Source organism: Dyadobacter sp. (genome assembly GCF_039919315.1).
GTDB lineage: Bacteria > Bacteroidota > Bacteroidia > Cytophagales > Spirosomataceae > Dyadobacter.
Map to the genome: position 1 here is coordinate 180,148 of NZ_JBDSFX010000089.1, position 24,458 is coordinate 204,605.

Consider the following 24,458-nt stretch of genomic DNA (forward strand, 5'->3'; position numbering starts at 1 on the left):
AAATGACAATGTCTACGGTGTTCTCCGGCGAATATTGCATCAAAACCACATCGACGCTCAAACTATGAAAACAAAACTTCTACCAGTCACTTTTTGCCTGCGAATGTTCTTCATTCTTCTGGTTATGGAACTTGCTGTGTCCTTTTCGGCATCTGCCGAAATAATATACAGTCATAACTTCAATAATCAGAATTTCAAGAATCCGACCTCGATCAATTCAAACATCACAGGGGCCTGGACTTCCACGGGAGGTAACCTGTACTTTTTTTCGCACTCGAGTTATGCCGCCGCGCTGCTTGGTCATAATCATACCTACATACTCACACTAACCATGGCGGAGCGTAGGCAGGCTGAAATTACCAGTATCAGCTTTAAACGATTTTCATCGGACGGAGCCACGTTTCAGATTAAGGTAGACGGAGAAAATTATGGCGGTTCATTCACCTCGTCCACCGATTTCATCAATATTACCCGTACCAAGACAGAATCCAAGCTCAGAAACAAGGTCACCATTGCCATATCGGTAACCAATAGCGATACGCATAACCAAAACTATTCGGCGATCGATGACCTGGTCATTAATGGGTCGGTATCTTCCTACGATCCGGCAGACGAAGCCGCGCCGAATCCGGATGGGGTTTTATTTGTAGATAAAACTGTGAGCACACCCGGAACAGGCAGTACCTGGAATTCTGCATTAAAGGAAGTGAGCTACGCATTAAGGGCAGCACAACTCAACGCCAATATCAAACAGATATGGGTGGCGAGGGCTGAATATAAACCGGAAGCTGCCGGCGAGTTTTTCGCCTTGAAAAACGGAGTAAAAGTTTACGGCGGATTTTCGGGATCCGAAGAGCAGGTCAACGACCGCGAACCTACATCCAATAAAACGGTGCTATCGGGAAATGGAAGCAGCGTGATCAAAAACAGCAACATTGACAATACAGCATTACTTGATGGCTTCTATATCTCGGGTGGGCTCGGCTTTCCCTCAGGCAGTACTAGCTCTGGTGCGGGAATTTACAATGCCAATTCCTCTCCTACGATCGTCAACTGTTTTTTCAAAGGCAATGAAACGGATAACACCAAGGTCACAGGGCTAGGCGGCGGGATTTATAATGTGAACTCAAGCCCGATTATTACACAATGTATTTTCGTGGGCAACAAAGCCAAAGGGACCAGTCAGGGATATGGCGGAGCAATTTACAATGACAATTCATCGCCTGTCATCACCAACTGTACTTTCTCTGGCAACGAAGTAGCGGGTAGCAGCAGCACCGGAAATGGTGGGGCGATTTGTAACGCCAATGCTTCTTCACCAACCGTTCTTAACAGCATCATCTGGAATAACCCAGATGCCTCATTCTCTGGATCCGTCAGCGGTATTAGTAACACAAGCACGTTCACGGGCGCTCCGGTGATCTCGTACAGTCTCATCCAGGGAGGTTATCCCGGCATGGATCACAGTATTGACGCAGACCCAAAATTTACCGACTCAGCGAATAACGTTTACACTTTAAATAATGACAGTCCGGGGATCAATGCGGGTAGCCCGGCAACAAACCTGACAATCTTTCCAGTCAATGGAGATGACCAGCCGATTGAATTTGAGGGCAACAAGCGCGTGGAAAATAATGTAATTGATCTGGGTATCTATGAGGTCAAACTTCCCGTCATATACCGAGTCAGTGCGGCCAGTGCCGCAGCAAATCCGGATGGTAGCACCTGGCCCTCGGCGTTCCCGACATTGCAGCAGGCGCTTTCAATAGTAACGCCGGATGATCAGATCTGGGTTGCCAAAGGGGAATATCAGCCCAATCCGGACGAATCCTTTTCAATGGTAAAAGGTGTGAAAATATACGGAAGCTTCAACGGGAGCGAAACAACCTTTGAGGAACGTCCAAATCCTTTGCCAAAGGGAACCGCCCCGGGTGTCAGTATTCTGAAGGGAAATGGCATGAGCGTTATTCATAACAACTATAACAACCTGACAAATAATGACATACTGGACGGCTTTACTATTACTGGAGGTCAGGCTTCGCAAGGGGGAGGTATATATAACGAAGGATCGTCCCCAACGATTTCCAATTGTACGTTCAAAGACAATGTGGCCGAAGAGGGGGGTGGAGGAATTATGAACTATTATGCGTCAGTAAAAATCGAAAACTGCACGTTTAGCGGGAACAAGAGTTTGAGCGGCCAAGGCGGGGGCGTATTGGCTTATGCCAATGAGATGGGGATTTACAATTGTGTTTTTTACAACAATGAAGCTAATGAAGGCGGTGCAATTTATAGTAACAATTGCAGCCCATACATACTCAATAGCACGTTTTCCAACAATACCGCAGGTACCGGAGGAGCTGTATTTAATCATGAGTCCTATATGCTGATGATGAATTCCATTTTGTACGGTAACAGCAGCGGTATCTACAATAACAACAGTGAGGCATATGTCTCAAACAGTCTGGTACAGGAAATGGGGGCGAATACCGAGTATGAGAATCTCAGCGGAACCACAAATCCGCAATTTACAAACCCGGCTATGTCAGATTTCAGCCTCACAAGCTGTTCACCGGCAGTAAACCGGGGAAGTGAATCCGCACTGCAATATTTTCCAAATAATCCAAAAGATGTCACTGGAATTGACCGGGTCTTTAACGGGCAAGTTGACATGGGGGCTTATGAATTGCAAAGCATACCCGGCCCGGGTGGTATGCCGCTGGATGGAGAGTCCGTTGTTCTTCCCGTCTTTGCGGGCGTGACTTCCTTTCCCAAGGATTGCAAAACCCTGGCTCTGATAGAACCGACTGGTAGTGAATCCTGGTTTCAGCAATATGTAACAGCAAAAATGTACGTAGCCAGCGGACAAACCCTGGTAGCTGGCAACAAGCACTTTTTGACCCGTCATGTGGACCTTACTCCAACCGATACGCAGGAGGAGGCGACAGCCAAAATAACATTGTTTTTTACTCAACAGGAATTTGATAACTATAATGCGGCCTATGGCAATGCCCATAATGCCAGCCTTCCGGCAAACCTCAAAATCGTGCAGTACCACGGCACCAGTGCGAGTGGTCTCCCCGAAACTTACTCAGGTTCCACCGTGGTCATTACCGATGTAACCGTCGAGGCGATCGAGGGGAATACCATCTGGAAAGTGACTTTCCCTATTACGGGTTTCAGTGGGTTCTTTGTAAGTGGTCAGTCGGAAGGCGCATTGCCAGTCAAACTCTCCTATTTTAAAGCTACAAAAAGGGAGAGCCAGGCTTCCCTGGATTGGCAGACAGTGAGCGAGGTCACCAGCTCAGCTTTCGAAATTGAGCATAGCTTGGATGGAAAAAAATGGTATCAGATTGGCACTGTATCCGCCAAAGGAGAAAGTTCGGTATCCATTGACTATAATTTTATCCATACCCAGCCTGCGAGCGGTGAAAATCTATATCGTCTCAAAATGATCGACACCGACGGAAGCTTTGCATACAGCAGGATCAGTAGTCTTCAATTTGGAGAAAACACGCTGTTCGCCATTTTTCCAAATCCAGCCGTAGAGGAGCTGCATTTTACAGCCGATATTGGTAAGACTCTGGTCGGAATAAACCTCTTTGACTCGAACGGGCGTTTAGTGCTCCATCAGGAATATATTTCCAATAAGCTTTCCGTAGGCAGCCTGGGAGCGGGAATCTACATTGTGGAGATTAAAACGAATGACGGTCAGTTGCATCGTCAGCGATTTGTGAAGCAATAACAAACCTTCTCGTATCATATTCCTAAACTCCTGAGCCCCGACAGCGGTAACAACCGCTGCCGGGGTTTTTGATTTTCAACCACAAACCTGGTATTGGTCATAAAGCCGCCCCTACCTTTTAGCAATACCTGGTAGATACCCTCAGGCAGTTTTGCTTGCGGTATTAGACTGGCTAGAATTCTGGCTCGCATCATTCTTTTTTTCGGGCACATTCATGTTCTTTCATTACAAGAAGCCAACAATGGTTTTACGCTATATTGTAGGTGGTTTAGTGCCGATATTGATCCTGATACATTTCAAAGTAATGCTCGCGCCAGAGAATGATTTAATTAATTCAGGTAGAGGCACCGACCTATTGGCGATGATTGTAAACCCGACTCGCTACCTACTGATCGCAAAACACGTTTTTATAGTGTCTACCAGCTACTATTGGATCTTGCTTGTGCTATTTGCAGTTCTGTTAATACATAGAACTCCGTTTGTAATGACTTTACCATTCATGGTGATTAGTCTAATGCTTTTAGGTTATTTTGCCATCTATCTTACCACACCCAACGACTTGGATTGGCATCTGGGCGCTTCGCTGGATCGATTATTCCATCATATATATCCGGCCTGCCTGTATCTTATTCTTTTTAGACTGAGCTCGAACCCGCGGGAGAGGCTAAATGTATTTGCTGAACAATCAATCTGAATCTGACAACTAAGTTGGTGGTCAATTTTGCGGTTTCACTGTTTCAAATCGGTTAATCAATACCCCACATTTTGACCAATATTTGGATTTTCATTCATCTCTGACTCGGGAATAGGGCCGATCCGAAAGGGGTGGTTATATGGGATGGTCGCTTTAAATTGACCGTCTTTCTTTTGGATCTCACTTTGCAAACGGTTCAGGTCGTGAAAGCGATCTCCTTCAAATGCCAGTTCTTTTCTCCGTTCCAAAATGATGTCTTCCAGAAGCGCTTTTCCGGACGAGCTGTACTGGTGAATGGGATCCCGCTCTTTCACCAATTGATTCAGATAAAATAATGCCCTGTCTTCACGATGCAGGCGAAATGCGGATTCTGCGGCGATCAGATAAATTTCGGATAACCGGATCACTTTTTTGTCGTCTTGATCGGCATTCAAATGACTATATTTATTAACAATGTATGCAGGGCTCTCAGCAGCTTCTCTTTTCCCGACAGTAATTAATTTCCCGCGAATGTCGGTTTGAGAATAAAGCTTAGCCAACGATTCCCCGGCGAGCAGGTCGCCATATCCGGCTTGCATATACATATTGGCCAGTTCATCGGAGCCGGCATTCGACGATTCGTCTGCTGATATTTCGAATAATGTTTCCTGTTTTTCGCCAGAGGTGTGCGGCTTGGGAGATGCCCAATAGGAAAGGAAATCAGCTCGTGAAAGTAATGTATGCTGGCCTTCCTCTATGATTTCCTGTGCCAAAACAAATGCTTTTTCATAATCTGCCTGATAGAGATTTACCTTCGCGGCGATAGCCAGGACGGCGGGCCTGGAAAAACGCGCGGAACCATTGTCAGCCACGATCAAGCTTGCAGCGGAGTCCAGGTCCGTAGTAATCTGGTGATATACCTCACTAATGCTACTTCTGGGCGGTGTGGCAGTAGGATTGTAGGTTAAGACAAGTGGTACACCAGGGAGTAACGGGTCGTCTGTGAATGGTCTGGCAAACGTTTTGACCAAAGTAAAATACATGAGCGCCCTCAGTGCATAGGCTTCTCCTTTAATCTGTTTTACATTCTGATCAGGCGGTAAATTGGCATTAATTATGTTATTCGCTCTCAATATGGCGGTATACGCGTCAAACCATATACCCTTATATTCGGCATTGTTGGTAGTAATCAGATTTTGGTCGAAGGCAATGTATTTTCCTGAATTTCGTGTGGAAATATAGACATTATCCGAAGCCAGATCTCCAATCAAAGGAAGCGATCGCCCGAAAAGATTGGGGCTGGTGAGTTGGGCATAGCATCCATTCAATGCAGCCCGAAGGTCACTGGTTGTTAGGATTGCCGCATCGGCCGGGACTTGCGTATAGGGATCAAGGTCTAGGAAAGATTGACGGCACGAGCCAGCAAAAAGCAGGAGTACCATTAGAATTGCCATGGAAAATATCCTAGTCTTTTTCATGTTCTTCAAAATTCAATTTGAACACCACCGGTGAATGTCTTTGGAATGAAAACGTCGAAATTGGCCGTACTGTTGAGGTTGGTTTCAGGGTCATAAGGAAGCTTTTTGTCCCTGACCCAGGTAAGCACATTGGCGCCTCTGAGATACAACCTCGCACTTGTCACACCGGTGCGTGTGAGGAATGTGTGCGGGATTTTGTATCCCAATGTCAGGTTGCGAAGCCGCAGGTAATCGCCATTGTACAAGAAGCGACTGGAAGCGGCATTAGAAGCATTGGCCCCGCCATAAACATACCTGGGTACACTGGTGATATCGCCGGGCTTCTGCCATCTTTCGAGCTGTGATGACACTACATTAAAATTGGGATTATAACCATCGCTTTGCGTGTAGCTTGCCCAGGCATCCCGTACCATTTGTCCGTAGCTGTAATAAAATTGAAAATCCAGGCTCAGATTCTTGTATTTCAGGCCTGAGCCGAAACTCCCGAACGCACGCGGCGATGCGGAACCTGCAATAGCATGTCCGGCGGCATTATATGACGCTACCGTTTCCGTCCGGGAAGCATCCTTATACCATTGAGGTACACCTGTTTCGGGATTTACACCCGCCCATTGCTTCAGATAAAACGATTGCAGATCTTCTCCTGCCCGTCGGATGAATGCACCTGTAACGATGTCACGATCATCAGGCAATGACAAGATTCTGTTTTTGTTCCAGGCAATGTTGAAAAAGATATCCCATAAAAACGGACCGGACCGGACCACATTGCCCGACAGCCCGACTTCCACGCCCCGGTTACGCATGGAGCCTGCATTGTTTTTGTAGGTTGCAAAACCCGAAGTTCCCGATAAGGGCTCGTCGATCAGCAGATTAGAAGTGATCCTGTTGTACCAATCCAAAACAAATGTGAGACGGCCTTTCAACAGAGACATATCGAAACCGAAATTGAGCGGTTTATTAAGCTCCCAGGTCAGGTTATTGTTGCCCGGGGTTACCGGTGCGGTTCCCGTATTTCCCAGATAGTTATAGGATTTACCGTAGGCATAGGCAGCTTGCCAATCATAGTTTCCAATGGATGCATTGCCATTGAAACCGTAGGATCCTCTGAGTTTCAACTCATTGATGAAAGGGATACCTTTGAAAAAATCCTCACGATCCAAATGCCAGGCCATTCCCACAGACCAGAAGTTGCCGTGACGCCGTTCGGAACCAAACCGGGAGGAACCGTCGCGTCGAAAACTTCCTGAGATAAGCCATTTATTTTTAATCGAAAAATCCATCAATGCGAGTGCAGAAATGAATGCATAGTCGCTATTGCTTCCTTCACCGGATTGCGTCACAGCGCCCGCGGAAGGAACATGAATGTCCAGGTCGGGCGGTAAGCCAATTACAACGGTCCGGTTGAAGTAATGTGTAGACTTCTGCGCTTCATAGCCAGCGGATAGGTGCAATGCATAATCATTACCGGAAAAACTTCGGTTGTACTCCGCCAGATTGCTCCATATCCAATTGAAATATCTTGCATAACCCCGAGCCGAAAGTCCGTTTTCGTTGATCGCATCACCATAGAAAGGATTGTTGTAGCTATCCTCTTCCAATGTATTATAGTCAATTCCGAGTCTTGAAGTTAGTTTCAGCTGTTTTGAAAGTCGGTAATCAGCGGCAAAAGATAGGATACCTTTTAGGTTGGAGGTTTTTCTCCGGTCCATTTCGGCGATGGCCAGGGGATTGTAAAGACCACCGGCAGGAAAATCGGGAGCCGAAATGTTTGGATCCCCTTCCAAGGTTTTGGGAGACAGCGAAGGTCGCAAAAAATAGGCGGCAAGCACAGGATTGGAGAATGCACCGCCATTATCAGGCCCGTACTGACTGGTGTTACCTATCATCAGGGACGTTCTCAAAGTAATTTTCTTACCCGCTAGATGTTCCAGCGCCAGGTTTCCGGTAAACCTCTTGAGGCCGCTGGCAATTACATTTCCGGTTTGGGAAAGATATCCGGTACTGATGTAAAAGTTGGTTTTATCATTACCTCCCGCAGCAGAGAAATGATGCTGAGCGGTTTTGCCGGTTTGGGTTACCTCTTTAAGCCAGTTCGTGTTGACTGCCGGATTCACGCCAAAGGTCTTATCTACAAATTGCATAGCGGCGTTTATATCCGGGTACTGATCAGGAAATCGGTTATGAACCCCTTCGGCGGTTAGTTCACGCCATTCGGTGGTGCTCAAAGGCCGGTTAGCCGGGCTCGAAAATGCCTGATTCACCAATCCGGCCTCAGTACTGAACCGAAACACAGTCTTACCGGGCTTCCCTTTTTTAAGTGTAATCACGATCACACCATTGGCAGCCCGTGATCCGTAGGCTGAGGCGGCCACCGCGTCCTTCAATACCGTAATTTGTTCGATATCATTTACACTAATGCCTGCCAATGTGTTGGCATTTGGGTTGTTACGCGCAAGTACTCCCGTGTTGACGGGAATGCCATTGATGACATACAATGGGTCCGCCCCAGCATTGATAGAGCCGGTACCACGAATGCGGATACTCTGGAAAGAACCCGGTAACCCTGAACCTCCCGCTGACTGCAGCCCGGGTACAAGCCCCTGCAATGCCTTATCCAATGAAATAAATGGGGTGTTTTCAAGTTGCCTGGATTTGACAACCGCGTATGCTCCGGTGGTTTTATCCCTCGAAGCAGAACTGTAACCCGTGACCACTACTTCTTTCAGATCGGTCACCTCAGCTGTCAGCTGTACATCGAGCTGTTGCTGATTAGCTGGCAACAATGCTTCCCGGGTAACCAATCCTACGCCCCGGAAAATGAGGGTTGCATTCCGGTCGGGCGCCGAAAGCGTGTACCGGCCTGATGTGTCTGTTATACTTCCGTTGCTGATGCCTTTGAGGCGGACCACAACACCCGGAATTGGCGCTCCATCTTCGGCAGAGGTTACCCTACCGGCAATAGCAATGTCCTGCGCATGTAGCTGCGTCGTCCATAGCATCAGCCCGATGAAAAGTAACCATTTACACATTTCGAAAAGATCAATTTTGAAATTCAGGACCCGGTTAATAAGTGTTTCAGCTGCCTGACTCCCTGCATCCGGTACTTGGGATCAAGAATGCCGTTGAAGAACATGAAATCGTGCAGGTCAAAAAAGGAGCGGTATTGCTGAATGAAGTCATGAAAAGAAGTGACGTCGCCATAGGGCAGCTTATCCTCGTCTTGTTGATCGCGCGCAATCCGTGCGGCCGTCCGGGACGAAGGATGGCATATCCCGATCACCACCGACCTGATCTGTGGGTGGCGCCCGTGAAGCTCGAGGAACCGTTGTTTGAAGGAGTCCAGCTGGTCTTTCTGTTCCGTTTTAAATTCCCTGCTAGTCCAGATACATAAGTTGGTACCAAGCGATAATGCGCGTCTGAAACTGTTTTCAGAACTGCCAAGCGTCCAGAGCTCGGGCATAAAACCTTTGTACGGAGGTAAAACAACGCCCTCATTGCGATATAGTTCCTCTTCTTTCCGCAGCAGAGACACGGTTTCTTCTACTTTTTTTTCAAAGTCCAGGTAAGCCTCCTCTTTCTTCTTACCAGTTGAATGCAGGGCGATATTTTCGTAAGGCATACCATTTGCGAAACCTAGCTCAATGCGGTTTGGGAAAATGCTGTTATACAACTTGTAAGATGAAGCAACGTGATAAGGATTGTGAAGGCAGATGAGTGTGCCAGCTGTGCCAATGCTCATTTTTTTGGTATGTGTAGCCAGTATAGGGACAAGATTGGTTGGGTTGCTGTAAGTAAGGGCCGCTTTGGGCATATGATGTTCTCCCAGCCAGAATTTGTCAAACCCCATTTTTTCACCGGCGACCGCATAGTCGATGACGTTCTGCAATTTCAGCATACTGTTCAGGTGCGGCGCACGCTGGCCAAAATCAATTAACCCTATTCGTATTGGTTTCATAGGACTCGTTGTGGATGAGGTTATGCAGCAAGAACGGCCTTGCTGATGAGGCGCATTGCGAGATTTCTTTCCTTGGAATCCACACTGTAGTTGTACAGGATGAATTCGTCCACGCCGTAGAGCTCCTGATATTCTGCTATTTTTTCCTGAAAATAATTAGGGCATCCGACCAGGTTCAGGCAGGGGCCGGCAGACTTGAATTTCTCCGCTGTCTGCCGGGCTTTTTGCATCGTTTTGTCGCAAATGAAGCCTACCACGAGATTGGTTTTAGGATAATAACCATTCGCGGCGAAATAGTCCTCCCGCAGTTGCAACAAGCGGTCCTTGGCAAAACCCTGCTCCGCATATTCATGGCAAATAGATCTGGAAACGTTGATTTTTAGGTTGATGATACGCTCATTGCTGCGGTAGGCTGAGCTTGAAAGTGCCCAAACGTCGGGTACATTGCCTTTGTAGGGAGGTACCACTACGCCTTTTCCATCCTGATACAGGTCCTCGTCGTCGCGCAGGTAATGAATGAGGGCAGCAAATTTTTCTTCGAACACCTCACTTTTCCCCAGGTTTTCATCGCCGGTTGCGTATTTGATCGCATGAATGCTCGGTTTCCCATTGGCCACGCCGAGGTCAATGCGGTTGCCGTAGATATTGTTGAGCATTTTGAAGAAAGTAGCAATGTGATAGGGTGAATAGAGGTTCAGAAGCACGCCGGCTACACCAATCCTGATTTTTTTGGTAGAAGAGGCCAGAACCGGCAGCACAGCCTGGGGATTGGACCATGCCAGTGATTTTTGGGAGAAATGATGCTCGCTGATCCAGTATCGGGAAAAACCCAACGCCTCGGCGGTGGTCGCAGAGTTGACGACGTCGTCCAGTTTAAGCAGGCTGTTTAGTCCGTTCTCACGGAAACCGAAATCTAAAATTCCGCAGGTTGGCTTTTTCATGTGATGAAAGCTTAAGAGAGTAACCAAATTTTTTCCCAATAGCCGGGTTCGTCCAGCAACGCGTTCAATAGTACCAGCCCCGAGCCTACCGATCCTTCCAGGAAATAAGCCGAAATGTCGATATACAGTCCATCGGCTTTCTCTTTCTTAAATTCTGCGAAGGCAGCCTCCATCCAGTAGCGGTACCCTGCCCGGTATTCTTCTAATCCCGAGATCCGCGCTAGGTAATCGTAGTAATGAGCAATGCCGGTAGCGCCGTGACAGAACAAGGATCCATGGCAACGGGCATGGGCAAAGTCGGTGATGGCCAGGCTTGCCAGGCCGGTTTCCGTGGCGAGTTCAAACCACTCGGGCTCTCCAAGCAATGCAGCGGCTTTGTACAGCAAATGCGTCATGTTCATATCGCCATAGCACCAGCGCAGGCCACCCTGATAACTGCCTTCGGTAGTTTCGCTATGCCCCCGCTCGTTTACAATGACGGTATTAGGGAAAACGGCGTGCTTGCCGGACTCGTATTTCCCTGCATTTTTATGATAGGTAATAAATCCAATGTATTTGCGTATAAGCAGTTCCGTAAGCTTCTCTTCCACGCCAGCTTCGTAAAGATTGAGCAGCACCAGAATCGTTGCCGCCATCCCGTGGGAAAGCCCCAGGTTAACCTCCCCGGGCAGGGATATGTGGCTGACGTAAGTATTCCGGAAGAATGCACCTTCGCTGAATGGTTGGGTAATGTCTGGCAAGCTGCGGACATACTCGACGAGGTAATTATGTACATCGGGATTACGTTCCAGGCGGTAATAGAGGTAATGAAACCCACCTGTGCCTCCATGCAGGAGATCCGTATTGCCCTTTTTGATTTTTTTCAGTGCATGTTCGAAGACATACTGATCCAGGCGTTTGAGAAAATCATGATACTGGTCGGCTATAAATCCTTCGTTGATCAGCACCTCCAACGTCATACCCAAGCCTGCAAGCCCGCTGGCGAGGGTAGGGTTCATCATGTCCGTGGCTGAATCGTCCATCAGGAGTTTCAGTAATTTTTGCAGGCGCGTATGTGCTTCCTGGCCCCATTGCTCCTGACCCGTCACGCGCTCGAGGTAGAAAAAGTAGAGGATCGTACCGAGCTCGCCCCGGGACACATTAAGGTGAGGCGTAGGGTTATCGTTGATCAGAGCGGTCAGCGACGGAATGTGGTCCGTGATGCGGCTCGTGAGCTTATCTTCCTGAATGGCTTGCATGGTTTTCAAGGATGTATGAGGATTAGAATAGCCAGATTAAATCGTCAAAGCTTACCTTTTGGGGATTAAGGCTTTTAATGAGCCCACATCCGATGCCGATGATACCCTCGCTGAATGCCAGGTTAGTATGGGTATGCCATTGGTTATACGCAGCTTTGAAACCCGCATAACCCCCTTCCGCATTGCCATACTTCAGAATTTCATTGTACCAGAATTCTGCTGCATCGGTCATCGTGGTTTCGCCCGTGATCTGTCCGATGCGATCGAACATCAACGCAAGCCCGGTAGCGCCGAAAAGAATACTGGCATCCAATACCCCCGTTTCAGACTGGCTTTTTCGGGCGGCACAGTTCCTGAGCAACACGAGCCCTTCCTGGCGCCATACTTCGTTCCCGAATGCGGTACCAGCCCGGAGAAGCATGTACCCGATCCCCATATCTCCATAGCATAGTGCCAGGCGGCTTTTGTTCGGCTCCTGTACGATATCGATGAAGTGGTAATGCTTGTCGTGTGCTTCGTGTGCTTTGATATAGGCAATGGCCTTACAGGTGATATCCCTGAGGGGTTCTGCAGAAAAGAGGTTCATTTCAACCGCTTTGGCCAGAAATAACAAAATAGCTGCCGAGCCGTGTGGCATACTCAGGTAGGTGGCTTCCTTTTGGGGCATGAGGTGGGATGCCCAGTAGCAGCCGCTTTCAACATGGACCGCGCATTGGAGGATACCCTGAACGAGCTCTGCCACAATGGGCTGGAACTGTTCGTAGTCGTACCGGGAGCGCTGGAGAAAGTAGAGGCCGTAGCCCAATGCACCATTCACAAAGCCACCGATGTTCCGTTGGCTGAGTTCAAAGCGCATTTTGCGGAGTAAAATGGTATCTATATCACCAAGGAAAATATTGGGTTCGAGATCAATCACCTCCGCTTTGTACAGGTAATGGACAACGACGCCGAGTTCGGCAAAATCCTGAGGATAGCTCTTATCCGGGTCGCCATCAATCATATCACAGGCATGATCGAAGGCAAGCCTGGCTTTGTTCAGATAATTTTTGTCCCCCGAATGCTGGGCGTACATGTAATTGAAAACAGAAATCCCGAGATAGCCTCTTGAAAATCCGAAGCTGGTGAGTTGTTCATGGTGTGTGGTGACGATCTCACAGATCTCGTTGATCTTGCCGGTGGCAAGTTCAACGGAAATTCCTGATGTGCCTGATAACGTCATGGTCATTCTATTTTAGGTGAATGCACAAATGTGCGTAGGTGCGCAGGCCGGGAACGAAGAATATAGACTAACCCCGGGATAATTTCGACGAATCTATAATGCGTGACAGCGGGGGCGCGGCATCGTCATGGTCTATGAAAATCAGTTTTTGGTATAGATAATTTAGAGCGCCGTTATTTCCTGGGAAATATCGCAGGTCAATGGTAGCATGCAGGGGGCTTGCTGCCTGTTTTTAACGTTTTAAATCACATAGCAATGAAGAAAAAAAGAGAATCTGCCAAACTGGTGCTGGACAAGGACACAATGGCGCGGTTGAGTATCGATGTACTTTCTGCCGATAACAGCCAGGAGGTATTTGGCGGGAAGGCCACCACGACTATGGAAGGCCCGACCTGCTGCGGGCCGTATAAGTATACTTCTTGTGCATGAGGCGCAGGCACGCATGGAGAGAGCACCGGCTTTACGAGGCCGGTGCTTTTTGTATGCCCCGATTCGCCTTATATGGCCATCCCGTTCCAAAATGATAGACGAGTTTATGAAAATGATAGACGAGCCCTTTTGTAGATGAAAAACGCCGGATTCTCGGACGGAAGCTTTCCGTCGATAATAAGGGCTGGTTCGTATAAATAATTTAGGCACCGCCCGGCCCTCCACCATGTTTGTAACGATTTCGTTCGGGCCCAATTAGAACGTCATGTTTCATTTTTTCACTTTAACCATTTATTTTCTATGAAAAGGAAATCAGAAGTTTCAAAACTATCATTGGACAAAGAAACAATCGCACGTCTTAACGAGGAACAACTTTCGAACGAGCAAACTCAGGAACTGGAAGGCGGTGCCACAGCTGGCGGAGACAATGGCCCAAGCTGCTGTGGTATTGGAAAAACATCTACCTACACTTCATGCGCAGGCTAAGCAATGCACCGGGATTAGTTCGATTATCGTAACTAATCCCTTTTTTTATTTAATCACTTCCAATTTCAATCAAGATCATGAAGAAAAAAACCACGAACACGAAGTTATCTCTTGATAAAGAGACCATTGCCAGATTGAACGAAGAACAATTGTCGTCTGAGCAAACACAGGAAGTAGAAGGTGGCGCAACAGGCGCTGGCGACAATGGTGCCAGCTGCTGCGGGGTCGGCAACACTTCGACCTACACATCCTGCGCGAAATAACTTTCCATTCAGACTATTTTAACGCTATTTCAATCATGAAAAAAAGAGATGCAGCCTCGAAATTGTCATTTGACAAAGAAACCATCGCACGACTGAATATTGAACAGCTTTCGGTAGATCAGACCCTGGAAATTGAAGGAGGCGCTTCTAACGGTGGGGACAGCGGACCCAGCTGCTGCGGCGAAGGGGCTACCAGTACCTACACATCCTGCGCTAAATAAAGGCTTTTTTACAAGAAAAACCGGAGTGAAAAATACCACTCCGGTTTCTTCTTTGAAGATGTTACTAATTTCACCTGTTCAACTTACAGAAAGATGCGTATATCCTCTCAGGGTTTTTTTTTGCTAAGGCGCCCGCAACTATCCCTCGATGTTTTTCAAGCATTTCATAAAAAGATCAATGGCCATCCAGAGCTGTTCGAAGAGGAGATGATCCGGTTTGTTTCACAGCCGGCTATTCTGGAAGCTATTTATGTAGCCTCCCCGGAACTGTACGATTCGTTTACAGGCGTCCTGGAAGGCAGGGTCAAGACGGGCGTTGACAAGCTCATGAAGTCGCTGTACAAATACCTGGTCAGGATGACCGCCAGAAGTACGCCCTATGGCCTCTTTGCAGGGTGTGCCCTGGGAGAACTGGGCCAGGAAACAAGGATCGCCTTTCGCAAGGATGATCCATACTATACACACGCACGCCTGGATATGAACTATGTAGCAGAAATGGTTTCAGGTCTGGTACAGAAAAGTAATATTTACAGTCAACTCAAATTCTATCCGAATAACAGTTTATACAAAATCGGGACCACTTACCGCTACGTGGAAGGTTCCGTGAAAAATAAGAAGAGACAATATGTACTGTCCGCTGTCGAATCCAGCGAATATCTTGACATAGTAATTGAGCTCGCAAAAGGTGGAGCTACGGTGGCCCAGCTGGCCGACAGCCTGATGGCACCGGACATTACACTGGAAGAAGCAGCCCGGTACATTGATATGATTATCGAATCCCAGATCCTGGTCAGCGAAATGGACGCAACCGTTACCGGCGATGAGTTTTTTAATGTGGTGGTGAAAAAGCTGGAAGGTATGGAGGGAACGGAGGAGGATACACGTCACCTGCGTGAGATCGGTTCATCGCTGAAATTACAAGAAGTAGGTGTTACGAAATACCGGCAGATCGAATCCATTATATCGGAGCACTTTGTTACTACCGGCAGCAAGGACCTCGTGCAGACGGACCTTTTTTACGAAACAGAATCCTGCGTGCTCAATGAGCAGGTAGTAGACACACTGACCAAAGAATTTACGAACATTTCCTGCCTGGGCTACCGTAACCAGTTTCCGGAAACAGATCAGTTCCGCAGGGCATTTTACGAGCGCTTCGAAGAGCGGGAGGTACCGCTGCTCATGGCCCTGGATAATGAGGCTGGTGTGGGCTATGGCCATATCACCGCCGGTAAGGCTGATAACCTGCCGCTATTAGATGAAATGTATTTGCCTTCCGTGTCGAAACCGGGACAGACCGACTGGACTCCCGTAGTGAAATTCAAAGAAAAGATCTACCAGAATGCCATCGCCGAAGGAAGCAATTGCGTACATCTGACCGACGATATGCTGAATGCTTTGCGAAAAGACATACCAGTAGCACATCCACTCCCCGATAGCTTTTATCTGTTTGGTAGCCTGATCGCACCCTCGCAGCAGGCGATGGATGAAGGCGATTTTCAGTTTGCATTCCATGCCATGGGCGGCCCTTCTGGATTGAAACTGATCGGTAGGTTTTGCCATGGAAATCCGGCTTTGACCGAGTTAACAAGAGAGGCCTCGCGGGAGGAGGAAATGCTGGATCCTGATGCTATTTTTGCGGAAATCGCGCATTTGCCCGAAGCCCGTGTCGGTAATGTGCTGATGCGCCCGCATTTCCGGGAGTATGAGATTCCTTACCTGGCCGGCTCCTCTCTTCCTGCCGAAAAACAGATCTTGCCCAGCGACCTGATGGTGTCGGTCCCAGGTGGCAAAGAGATCGTATTACGCTCGAAAAGCTTAAACAAGCGGGTCTATCCCCGGCTGACCAATGCGCATAACTTCGCGGCCGGACTTCCTGTCTACCGGTTCTTATGCGACCTGGCGTACCAGCATGGAAATCAGTATTTCAACTGGAACTGGAGTTTCCTGGGCAACAATCCTTTCCTGCCGCGTGTACAGTACAAGCATTGGATACTAACCAAGGCCACCTGGAACCTCGAAAAGGAAGATTTTGCGACATTGCTCACCAAAGAACCCGCTTACGTACAAGAATGGCAGCAGCTCCGGCAGGCGCGGGGCATCCCGCAATGGGTGTGCATCAGACAAGGAGACAACGAACTGCTGATCGATGGGGAGTCGGAAATTTCGATCCAGATCCTCTGCGATGCCATGCGCAAATATGGCAAGATCGGCATTTCTGAATTTGTGGATACCCCAGGGAAAACGATGCTGAATGTGGACGGCCGTGGGTATGTCAACGAAGTGCTGATCCCTCTTTTGCAAAAAAAGGAAAAAAAGGAAGCCGTGGCTCCTGCGATCGCCAAGCCCGACCTGATCCGTCGGCAGTTTATGGTCGGTAGTGAATGGTTGTATATCAAAATCTATGCGGGAACAAAAACAGCCGACCGCTTGCTGACGTCGACCATTAAGCCATTTACCGAGCGGCTTTTGGAAAAAGGCCTCATTGAAAAATGGTTTTACCTCCGTTATGCCGACCCGGAAGAGCATTTGAGGATACGGTTTTACCACAGCAGCCGGCCAGGGTTCTGGAACGAAGTACTTAACGAACTCAATCAGTTGTTGCAGCCTCTCCTGGAGGATGGCATCGTGCTGAAATTGCAGATAGATACCTACAAGCGGGAGCTGGAACGCTACGGTCAACATTCATTTCCGGAAATAGAATCGGTGTTTTTTGCAGACAGTGTTGCCACCATCAACCTACTCGACCTGCTGGGCGGTGACGAGGGGGAACGGTATCGCTGGCTGATCGGTCTGCGCAGTGTACATTCGATTCTGGATGATATGGATTTTACGCTTCCCGAGAAAAAAGAGCTGATGGACGCTTTGCAGGAAAGGTTTTTCAAGGAATTTAATGGTAATACCCAACTCACGGTGCAGCTCAATAATAAGTACAGGGCTCACACGAGAGACATTACAAGTTTCATGAATGCGGCCGACGACGAAGCTAATGAGATGAACGAAGCCATATCTATTTTGAACGAACGTTCCGCCAGGATCAGAGCGTCGATGGGTGCATTACTGCCTGGCCTGGAAGTAAGTCGGAGTAATCTCGCGGCGAGCCTGGTCCACATGTTCCTGAACCGCCTATTCGTGTCGAAGCAACGCGTACATGAGCTCGTAGTGTACCATTACCTAAAAAAATACTACGAATCGACGCTCGCAAGGGCTAAAACGCCCAGTAAAAAAACCGTAGCGGCACAAAACTAATATTATAATTTAAATGAGAAAGCTTATATTTGTTTGTCAGATGTAACCGATAGACTGGTTATTTGCGGGCTCCTCAATGCAGGATTTGAATCAACGAACCTCAACAAGCATACTACCAGCCACACCCCCGATGAGTTCAACTACGACCACCCGAAAGATAAGTTGTCTGATCATTGATGATGAGGAGCCGGCCCACGAAGTACTGCGGTTTTTGATCGCCAAAATTCCGTGGCTTACCTATGCAGGAAGTTGCTACAATGCGGTTGAAGCGCTGGAAGTGATTCCGGAGTCTCAGCCAGATATTATTTTTCTTGATGTAAATATGCCGGAGTTATCGGGAATCGATCTGTTGAGCATTGTGAATGCGCCGCTGTCTCAGGTGATCATGACTACCGCTTACCCGGAATACGCCGTCGATGGCTTCACCTTCGATGTAACCTCATTTTTGCTGAAACCGATCGGCTTTGATCGCTTTCTGAAAGCCGTCACAAAGGCACGCAGGTTAGTAGCGGGCGCACAAGGCTACGACGTAAAACCCAAGGCCAGCGAGGAATCGATGAGTTCAGGATATAGCGATCTGGCCGCGGCCACTCCATTAGTTGAATCCGAGATTTCTTCGCCGTTGCCGGACAAAAAAATGGAAAACGGCGGACAGGAAGAATATATGTGGATCCGAGCCGACCGCAAAATGTATTGTGTGTGGTTCAAGGAAGTATATTTCATTGAGGGTTTAAAGGATTATGTGAAGGTATATCATTCCAGCGGCGTGCTGGTGACGCTGGCATCAATGGCTTCCATGATGAGCCGGCTTCCGGCGCCGACGTTCGTGAGAACACACCGGTCCTACATTGTAAACAGGAACTGCATCAAGCTCATCGAAGGCAATATGATTACTATGCTCAATGGTATGAAAGTATCCATTGCCGTTTCACCAACCAGAGACGAAGTTTTCAGACAACTGACAGAAAAGTAATCGCTTGGTGGATGGATAAAATCGATAATGGTAATTCGTTTGTTGTCAGACTGCTCTTCCCGCGAACGCCTGCGTTGCGGGTTTTCTATCATGTGTGCTTCTGGGTGCTGTTCCTGCTGCTACATTACGCTTATGCCATCCCAACGCTGGCTTCCCAGGTTTCCGACCCCCGCGTTACCGTGTCGAGTTTCCTGTATTTCTCGAAAGTCATTCCTGAATATTACCTCTGTGTAGCGCTTTTTAACCTGCTCCGAAAGTATCTGAAAGGCGTAACCCTGGCCATTGTTCTGCTGTTGACGATCGTTGTGCTGAAGCATATGCTCTCAGTCTTACTGTTTTTGTTTGTGGACTATGCATTTGATCTGAAAAACATGCCTGAACGGTTTAAGCTGGTTGCGGGAATGTACTTATCCCCTTTTCATATTCTTAATCTGCGCTCCTGGCTGGTATTTGCCTATGACATTTCCGAAATCGAGCTACTCCTGCTGCCTGCCGCGTTCAAGGTTGCCAAGTATGCAGCGATAGAAAATATTCTGCGCCAAAAATTGCAGAACGAAGCACTGACGATGGAGTTAAAGGTGCTGAAATCACAGATCAATCCTCACTTTGTGTTCAATGTGCTTAATGCAGCCTATGCGAAGATCCTGCCGGTGGCGGAGGATGCGGCCGAGTACCTTCAGAAGGCGTCGGGTATTTTGCGTTTTGCATTGTACGAGGCCAATGATGAGTTTATCAAGCTCGACAAGGAGATCCAGTACATCAAACACTATGTAGAGCTGGAATCGATCCGCAGCACACGCCGATGCAAGATTGACCTCGTGCAGCACGGGGAGATCGACGACGCGCATCAAATCCCTACATTCCTGCTGATCACGCTGGTCGAGAATGCATTCAAACATGGGGTGCATGCTACACGGCACAACTCCTATGTGGACATCCACATCGGTGTCACGCCCGAACTACTGGAATTCAGCATCACCAACAGCAAGCCCAACGTGCCTACTATGCGGAAAGGAAACCGGGAAACATCAGGTGGAATAGGGTTGGTAAACCTGAAAAAGCGGCTCGAAATGTACTATCCGGATAACCATTTGGTAGAGAAGACGACTACCGCCGAGGAGTATAAAGTATCGATCAAATTGCCGTTGAAATAGTCGCCGCGAACGTTTCAGGACTTTGGTCGACCGTTAGCTCATATTGGTATAAAAAGAGAAAAAGTATGTTTTTTCTTGTTTTACTTCATGTCGTAAATCAAACCAAAATTAACATACGACATGAAAAACCAATCTTCCAATTCGGCAAAAATGTTTCTGAAAAAATTTACAGTGGCGCGTCTGATCGGATTCGCATCCAATCAAACCGAAAGGAATATGACCGATTCGGAGACCACCGTCAACACCAGTATAGTTTGCAAAGCACTCACGCTCTAAGCAATTGAATTCCACCATTTTCGTATTCTATTACTAGGAACAGATCCGTACGAACCATTCCTGGTTCACCTCATACAAATCAGGAATGGTCCGTGACGGCTGCATGGTCGATTAATAGGTGAGATTCGTCGATAAAGCTGTGAATGCCCTGGCTAATCAGGCACATTTGTTTATCAAGTTTTACCAAAATACTACTGCTATGAGAAAGAACTTTGACCAGTTTTGGATGGAACTCCTCGACGGCGATGAAATAGGCCAGAAGTTGAATGTTGAAATTCTTACGAAAGACGACGGCGAAGAACTGAGGGGCGGAGACCGGCCTCACATGCCGATCATTTACGAAACAACCACTGGCAGGGCTAAGATCCGCTCGGGAAACCTGCTGGAAAACCTGGGCCTGAACAATCACTAAAACGCCTTGTTATCATGAAAAAGAAAGACAGATTTTCGATCAGCAAGCTCGACAAGAAAAGCACCAGAAAATCACTGGAAGAACTCAAAGAGGACGGAAAGGATCAGATCGATGGAGACGACGTGCAAGGAGGTTGGTTGCAGTTTGGTGGCGGTAAAGCGACCGACGAAGACAAAGAAAAACTTTGATTTAGAAATGGAATGCCCCTGATAGTTAACCTGAATGAATATGCCTTCCCAACAAGGTCTGAGCGGCGTGGTAGTCAAAATAGCGAGTCGTTGTAACATCAACTGCTCCTATTGCTATATGTACCAGATGGGCGACGAGAGCTATCGTTTCCTGCCCAAGGTCATGGCCTATGCGCAAGTGGATCAGTTAATGGAGAGGGTGAGCAGGCATTGTGACGAATTCAAGCTCGCGGAATTTGATTTCATCCTGCATGGCGGAGAGCCGCTGCTGGCGGGGAAGCCGTTTTTTAGGAAATTCGTTGAAAAGGCGCGGGCCGCATTGGGTACCAGGGTCAAATTGAAATTCGGTGTCCAGACTAACGGCGTGCTGCTTGATGCAGCCTGGTGTGAATGGCTCAACGACCTTTCATTTCACATTGGTATCAGCCTCGATGGCCCTGCGCATTGGCACGACAGGTTCCGTAAAGACCACCGGCAACTAGGTTCTCACGCCCGGACCGTCGCAGGATTAAAGGCTGCACAGCTCGCCAATTGCCGACTCGGTATACTGGCGGTGATGGACGCAGCCTCGGACCCATTGGAATTGTACGCCTATTTTAAGGGTCTTGGTATCGATTACCTGGACTTCCTGTGGCCGGATTATCACCACGACAAACCGCCGCCCTTGTATGCACAGCGGGCATCAACGCCCGCTTACACACCCTACGGCGACTGGTGGATCAGGCTTTTCGATTGCTGGTTTACCGACCGGGGTGCCAAGCCCAGGATCAGGTTTCTGAACCAGTTGATTTTCATGATCCTGGGCATTGATACCGGCTTCGAGAGTATTGGGCAGGAGGAAAACCGTTACCTGATCGTAGAAACGGATGGCGGCATCGAGGCTTCGGATTACCTGAAAGCTTGCGGCGATGGATTTACAAAAGAAGGAATGCACCTGGCGCACCACGAATTCTCGGAAGTATATGCATCACCGTTAGTCAATATGCACCGACAGAGCCATCGCATCTTACCGCATGTATGTCGTCAATGCAGGATCAGGCAGGTATGTGGAGGCGGACACCTGGCTCACAGATTCAGCGCGGAGAGTCAGTTCGCAAACGCGTCTGTTTATTGCTATGACCTGATGAAGCTGCTGACACACGTACAGAACGTGCTGCTCAGCCACTTGTCGTCCGGTACCATTGAAGGGGCCGGTCTCGCACCGACTACTTATGCCGACGCTTTGAAAAGTATCAATATTGTTAAATAACGACGGACATGGCTGGAAATAAATACAAAGTTTTTGCACAGCTGGATTTTATGGACTGTGGGCCTACTTGCCTTAAAATGGTGACGGCATATTTTGGGAAGGATTATTCCATTGATTTTTTAAGGTCCAATGCGTTTGTGTCCCGGTCGGGTGTGAGCCTGGCTAACCTGAGCCTTGCTGCCGAGAAGATAGGTTTCAAGACCTTAATGGTGCGGATTAATTGCCAAAAACTTAGTAACGAAGCACCTTATCCTTGTATTTTGCATTGGAACCAGGAGCATTATGTGGTGCTATACGACGTAAAAAGGCAGTTTTCGTTCAGCAAACGCAAGTTCGAGGACCGTTACATTATAGCCGACCCCGGGCACGGACTGATTGCCCTCGACCGGGAAGTATTCTTGCGCTGCTGGGCGGGTGACCCCGCCAGGGAAGTGGGCGTGGCCCTACTTCTTGAACCTACCCCCGAATTTCATCAGACCGAAACAGAGGGTGACCGGAAGCCGAACACGGGTTTCGGCTTTTTGTTTCAATACCTTACTCCGTACAAAAAATACCTGATGCAGGTATGCCTGGGAATGGTCTTTGGAAGTATTGTGAGCCTGATTTTTCCATTTCTCACGCAGTCGCTCGTTGATTACGGTATCCACCAACATAATATCAGCCTTATTCACCTGATTCTGATCGCCCAGCTGATGCTCTTTCTTGGCGGGGTGAGCGTGGATATGATCCGGAACTGGATCCTGCTGCATATTAATACAAGGATCAGTCTCAGTATCATTTCGCACTTCCTGATCAAACTCATGAAGTTGCCGATCAGTTTTTTTGAAAGCAAGAATGTAGGAGATATCACACAGCGGCTCGCCGACCACCACCGTATCGAGACTTTTCTGACCAGCACGACCATCAACACGCTTTTCTCGGTACTGAATATCATCATCTTTTCGGGGGTACTGGCTTTTTACAGCATGGAGCTGCTGCTCGTATTCGTAGTCGGTAGCATTCTTTCGTTTGCATGGGTTTTTCTGTTCCTGAAACAGCGCCGTGATCTTGACTATAAGCGGTTCCAGAGCATGCGTGAGAACCAGAGCAGCATATTTGAGCTGATCACCGGTATGCAGGAGATCAAGCTGAACAATTGCGAACGGGCGCGCCGATGGGAATGGGAACGCATTCAGGCCAAGCTGTTCAAGGTCAATGTGAAGAGCCTGAGCCTGGAACAATACCAGGAAATCGGGTCGTCGTTTTTCACACAGCTTAAAAACATCATCGTCACTTACATTTCGGCCACCCAGGTAATCAACAATGAAATATCACTGGGGGTCATGCTTAGTATTTCCTACATTATCGGGCAGCTAAATGGCCCGCTGAGCCAGATCATCGAGTTCATCAAAAGCGTGCAGGATTCCAAAATGAGCCTCGACAGGCTAAGCGAGATACACAACAAGCCAGACGAGGAACTGAATGAGGAATATATGTTCGGCAAACGCAGCGAAATCGCCAACTACAGCGAGAGTGATTTGCAAGGCGCCGTCAGCGACATGCGTTTCAACAGCCTGCTAACTGGCTTCGATGAGGGTATTACCATTCGCAATTTGTCCTTCCGGTATGGTAGCCCACATGTTCCCTGGATTTTAAAAAATATCAATATTCATATTCCAAAAGGGAAAGTGACTGCGATTGTGGGGGCTAGCGGCAGTGGAAAAACGACCTTACTCAAACTGCTTCTGAAATTCTACCCGCCACAGGAAGGCGAAATCCTGATCGATGGCATCGAAATGACGGACATACAGGCCAGCAGCTGGCGGAACCGATGCGGTACGGTCATGCAGGATGGGTTTATTTTCTCCGATACCCTGGCCAAGAACATTGCTGTGGACGGACAGAGAATCAATGAAACCCGCCTGCTGGAAGCCGTGCTGACCGCCAATATTCAGGACTATGTGCGGAAGTTACCGCTCGGCTTTTCCACCAAGGTAGGCAGCGCAGGTTCGGGCCTGAGCGGTGGCCAGCGACAACGAATTTTTATTGCCAGATCGGTATATAAAGACCCTAGTTACCTGTTCTTCGACGAAGCTACCAGTGCACTCGACGCTAATAACGAGCGCATCATTATGGAAAATCTGGAAAAATTCTTCCAGGGTCGCACCGTCATCGTAATCGCGCACCGGCTCAGTACCGTCAAAAATGCTGATCAGATTATCGTTTTGGACGGTGGAGAGGTCAAGGAAATCGGTAACCACAAAGAGTTGTGCAAGAGCAAGGGTTACTATTACAATCTGGTGAAAAATCAACTTGAATTGGACGCAGCTTAA

The 24,458-nt window shown here is 48.1% G+C and carries 19 protein-coding genes; 13 read left to right on the forward strand and 6 right to left on the reverse strand.

The genetic code is table 11. The annotated features are described in order from the left end of the window. Positions 1-64 precede the first annotated feature (64 nt). On the forward strand, positions 65-3,745 hold the full coding sequence (locus ABIO93_RS25205; protein ID WP_348072769.1) for a T9SS type A sorting domain-containing protein: 3,681 nt from the start codon (positions 65-67) through the stop codon (positions 3,743-3,745). A 750-nt stretch (positions 3,746-4,495) separates the two neighbouring features. On the opposite strand, the gene ABIO93_RS25210 is transcribed toward ABIO93_RS25205, so the two are convergent. From ABIO93_RS25210 to ABIO93_RS25235, 6 genes are read right to left on the reverse strand one after another with little or no spacing between them, the layout of a single operon-like run. Next, positions 4,496-5,896 (reverse strand): RagB/SusD family nutrient uptake outer membrane protein, encoded by a 1,401-nt coding sequence (locus ABIO93_RS25210; RefSeq protein WP_348072770.1) that lies wholly within the window; start codon positions 5,894-5,896, stop codon positions 4,496-4,498. Positions 5,897-5,901: 5 nt separating this feature from the next. Further along, complete coding sequence (locus ABIO93_RS25215) at positions 5,902-8,925, reverse strand: SusC/RagA family TonB-linked outer membrane protein (RefSeq protein WP_348072771.1); 3,024 nt, start codon at positions 8,923-8,925, stop codon at positions 5,902-5,904. 23 nt (positions 8,926-8,948) lie between these two features. Beyond that, positions 8,949-9,851 carry an LLM class flavin-dependent oxidoreductase gene (locus ABIO93_RS25220; protein WP_348072772.1) on the reverse strand — a complete coding sequence of 301 codons (903 nt, stop codon included), beginning with the start codon at positions 9,849-9,851 and terminating at the stop codon, positions 8,949-8,951. A 20-nt stretch (positions 9,852-9,871) separates the two neighbouring features. Beyond that, a complete protein-coding gene (locus ABIO93_RS25225; protein WP_348072773.1) occupies positions 9,872-10,792 on the reverse strand; it encodes an LLM class flavin-dependent oxidoreductase in 921 nt (306 codons plus the stop codon). Positions 10,793-10,803: 11 nt separating this feature from the next. Next, the gene (locus ABIO93_RS25230) at positions 10,804-12,030 is read right to left on the reverse strand and encodes a lanthionine synthetase LanC family protein (protein WP_348072842.1); all 1,227 of its coding nucleotides are present in this window, start codon (positions 12,028-12,030) and stop codon (positions 10,804-10,806) included. Between the two features lie 22 nt (positions 12,031-12,052). Next, the gene (locus ABIO93_RS25235; protein ID WP_348072774.1) at positions 12,053-13,249 is read right to left on the reverse strand and encodes a lanthionine synthetase LanC family protein; all 1,197 of its coding nucleotides are present in this window, start codon (positions 13,247-13,249) and stop codon (positions 12,053-12,055) included. A 255-nt stretch (positions 13,250-13,504) separates the two neighbouring features. Here ABIO93_RS25235 and ABIO93_RS25240 point away from each other — a divergent pair, with 255 nt between their 5' ends. The 12 genes from ABIO93_RS25240 (at position 13,505) to ABIO93_RS25295 (ending at position 24,458) form a co-directional block, all read left to right on the forward strand. Next, complete coding sequence (locus ABIO93_RS25240) at positions 13,505-13,678, forward strand: hypothetical protein (RefSeq protein WP_348072775.1); 174 nt, start codon at positions 13,505-13,507, stop codon at positions 13,676-13,678. Between the two features lie 300 nt (positions 13,679-13,978). Then, positions 13,979-14,164 (forward strand): class I lanthipeptide, encoded by a 186-nt coding sequence (locus tag ABIO93_RS25245; RefSeq protein ID WP_031529518.1) that lies wholly within the window; start codon positions 13,979-13,981, stop codon positions 14,162-14,164. A 77-nt stretch (positions 14,165-14,241) separates the two neighbouring features. Then, positions 14,242-14,427, forward strand: a complete 186-nt coding sequence (locus ABIO93_RS25250) for a class I lanthipeptide (RefSeq protein WP_348072776.1) — start codon at positions 14,242-14,244, stop codon at positions 14,425-14,427. A gap of 35 nt (positions 14,428-14,462) precedes the next feature. After that, positions 14,463-14,648, forward strand: coding sequence for a class I lanthipeptide (locus ABIO93_RS25255; protein ID WP_348072777.1), 186 nt, complete (start codon positions 14,463-14,465; stop codon positions 14,646-14,648). A 93-nt stretch (positions 14,649-14,741) separates the two neighbouring features. Then, positions 14,742-17,894 (forward strand): lantibiotic dehydratase, encoded by a 3,153-nt coding sequence (locus tag ABIO93_RS25260; protein ID WP_348072778.1) that lies wholly within the window; start codon positions 14,742-14,744, stop codon positions 17,892-17,894. 130 nt (positions 17,895-18,024) lie between these two features. Then, positions 18,025-18,867, forward strand: coding sequence for a response regulator transcription factor (locus tag ABIO93_RS25265; protein ID WP_348072779.1), 843 nt, complete (start codon positions 18,025-18,027; stop codon positions 18,865-18,867). 11 nt (positions 18,868-18,878) lie between these two features. Beyond that, positions 18,879-20,021, forward strand: coding sequence for a histidine kinase (locus tag ABIO93_RS25270; protein ID WP_348072780.1), 1,143 nt, complete (start codon positions 18,879-18,881; stop codon positions 20,019-20,021). A 120-nt stretch (positions 20,022-20,141) separates the two neighbouring features. After that, a complete protein-coding gene (locus ABIO93_RS25275) occupies positions 20,142-20,297 on the forward strand; it encodes a hypothetical protein (protein ID WP_348072781.1) in 156 nt (51 codons plus the stop codon). Positions 20,298-20,496: 199 nt separating this feature from the next. Further along, the gene (locus ABIO93_RS25280) at positions 20,497-20,709 is read left to right on the forward strand and encodes a hypothetical protein (RefSeq protein ID WP_348072782.1); all 213 of its coding nucleotides are present in this window, start codon (positions 20,497-20,499) and stop codon (positions 20,707-20,709) included. A gap of 14 nt (positions 20,710-20,723) precedes the next feature. Further along, a complete protein-coding gene (locus ABIO93_RS25285) occupies positions 20,724-20,897 on the forward strand; it encodes a hypothetical protein (protein ID WP_348072783.1) in 174 nt (57 codons plus the stop codon). Positions 20,898-20,937: 40 nt separating this feature from the next. Further along, positions 20,938-22,146 (forward strand): radical SAM protein, encoded by a 1,209-nt coding sequence (locus tag ABIO93_RS25290; protein ID WP_348072784.1) that lies wholly within the window; start codon positions 20,938-20,940, stop codon positions 22,144-22,146. 8 nt (positions 22,147-22,154) lie between these two features. Then, the gene (locus ABIO93_RS25295; protein WP_348072785.1) at positions 22,155-24,458 is read left to right on the forward strand and encodes a peptidase domain-containing ABC transporter; all 2,304 of its coding nucleotides are present in this window, start codon (positions 22,155-22,157) and stop codon (positions 24,456-24,458) included.

Bases quoted from the DNA above. Each gene is read 5' to 3' on its own strand.
- ABIO93_RS25205 (WP_348072769.1), top strand. From the start codon at position 65: ATGAAAACAAAACTTCTACCAGTCACTTTTTGCCTGCGAATGTTCTTC.
- ABIO93_RS25210 (WP_348072770.1), bottom strand. From the start codon at position 5,896: ATGAAAAAGACTAGGATATTTTCCATGGCAATTCTAATGGTACTCCTG.
- ABIO93_RS25215 (WP_348072771.1), bottom strand. From the start codon at position 8,925: ATGTGTAAATGGTTACTTTTCATCGGGCTGATGCTATGGACGACGCAG.
- ABIO93_RS25220 (WP_348072772.1), bottom strand. From the start codon at position 9,851: ATGAAACCAATACGAATAGGGTTAATTGATTTTGGCCAGCGTGCGCCG.
- ABIO93_RS25225 (WP_348072773.1), bottom strand. From the start codon at position 10,792: ATGAAAAAGCCAACCTGCGGAATTTTAGATTTCGGTTTCCGTGAGAAC.
- ABIO93_RS25230 (WP_348072842.1), bottom strand. From the start codon at position 12,030: ATGCAAGCCATTCAGGAAGATAAGCTCACGAGCCGCATCACGGACCAC.
- ABIO93_RS25235 (WP_348072774.1), bottom strand. From the start codon at position 13,249: ATGACGTTATCAGGCACATCAGGAATTTCCGTTGAACTTGCCACCGGC.
- ABIO93_RS25240 (WP_348072775.1), top strand. From the start codon at position 13,505: ATGAAGAAAAAAAGAGAATCTGCCAAACTGGTGCTGGACAAGGACACA.
- ABIO93_RS25245 (WP_031529518.1), top strand. From the start codon at position 13,979: ATGAAAAGGAAATCAGAAGTTTCAAAACTATCATTGGACAAAGAAACA.
- ABIO93_RS25250 (WP_348072776.1), top strand. From the start codon at position 14,242: ATGAAGAAAAAAACCACGAACACGAAGTTATCTCTTGATAAAGAGACC.
- ABIO93_RS25255 (WP_348072777.1), top strand. From the start codon at position 14,463: ATGAAAAAAAGAGATGCAGCCTCGAAATTGTCATTTGACAAAGAAACC.
- ABIO93_RS25260 (WP_348072778.1), top strand. From the start codon at position 14,742: ATGCGTATATCCTCTCAGGGTTTTTTTTTGCTAAGGCGCCCGCAACTA.
- ABIO93_RS25265 (WP_348072779.1), top strand. From the start codon at position 18,025: ATGAGTTCAACTACGACCACCCGAAAGATAAGTTGTCTGATCATTGAT.
- ABIO93_RS25270 (WP_348072780.1), top strand. From the start codon at position 18,879: ATGGATAAAATCGATAATGGTAATTCGTTTGTTGTCAGACTGCTCTTC.
- ABIO93_RS25275 (WP_348072781.1), top strand. From the start codon at position 20,142: ATGAAAAACCAATCTTCCAATTCGGCAAAAATGTTTCTGAAAAAATTT.
- ABIO93_RS25280 (WP_348072782.1), top strand. From the start codon at position 20,497: ATGAGAAAGAACTTTGACCAGTTTTGGATGGAACTCCTCGACGGCGAT.
- ABIO93_RS25285 (WP_348072783.1), top strand. From the start codon at position 20,724: ATGAAAAAGAAAGACAGATTTTCGATCAGCAAGCTCGACAAGAAAAGC.
- ABIO93_RS25290 (WP_348072784.1), top strand. From the start codon at position 20,938: ATGCCTTCCCAACAAGGTCTGAGCGGCGTGGTAGTCAAAATAGCGAGT.
- ABIO93_RS25295 (WP_348072785.1), top strand. From the start codon at position 22,155: ATGGCTGGAAATAAATACAAAGTTTTTGCACAGCTGGATTTTATGGAC.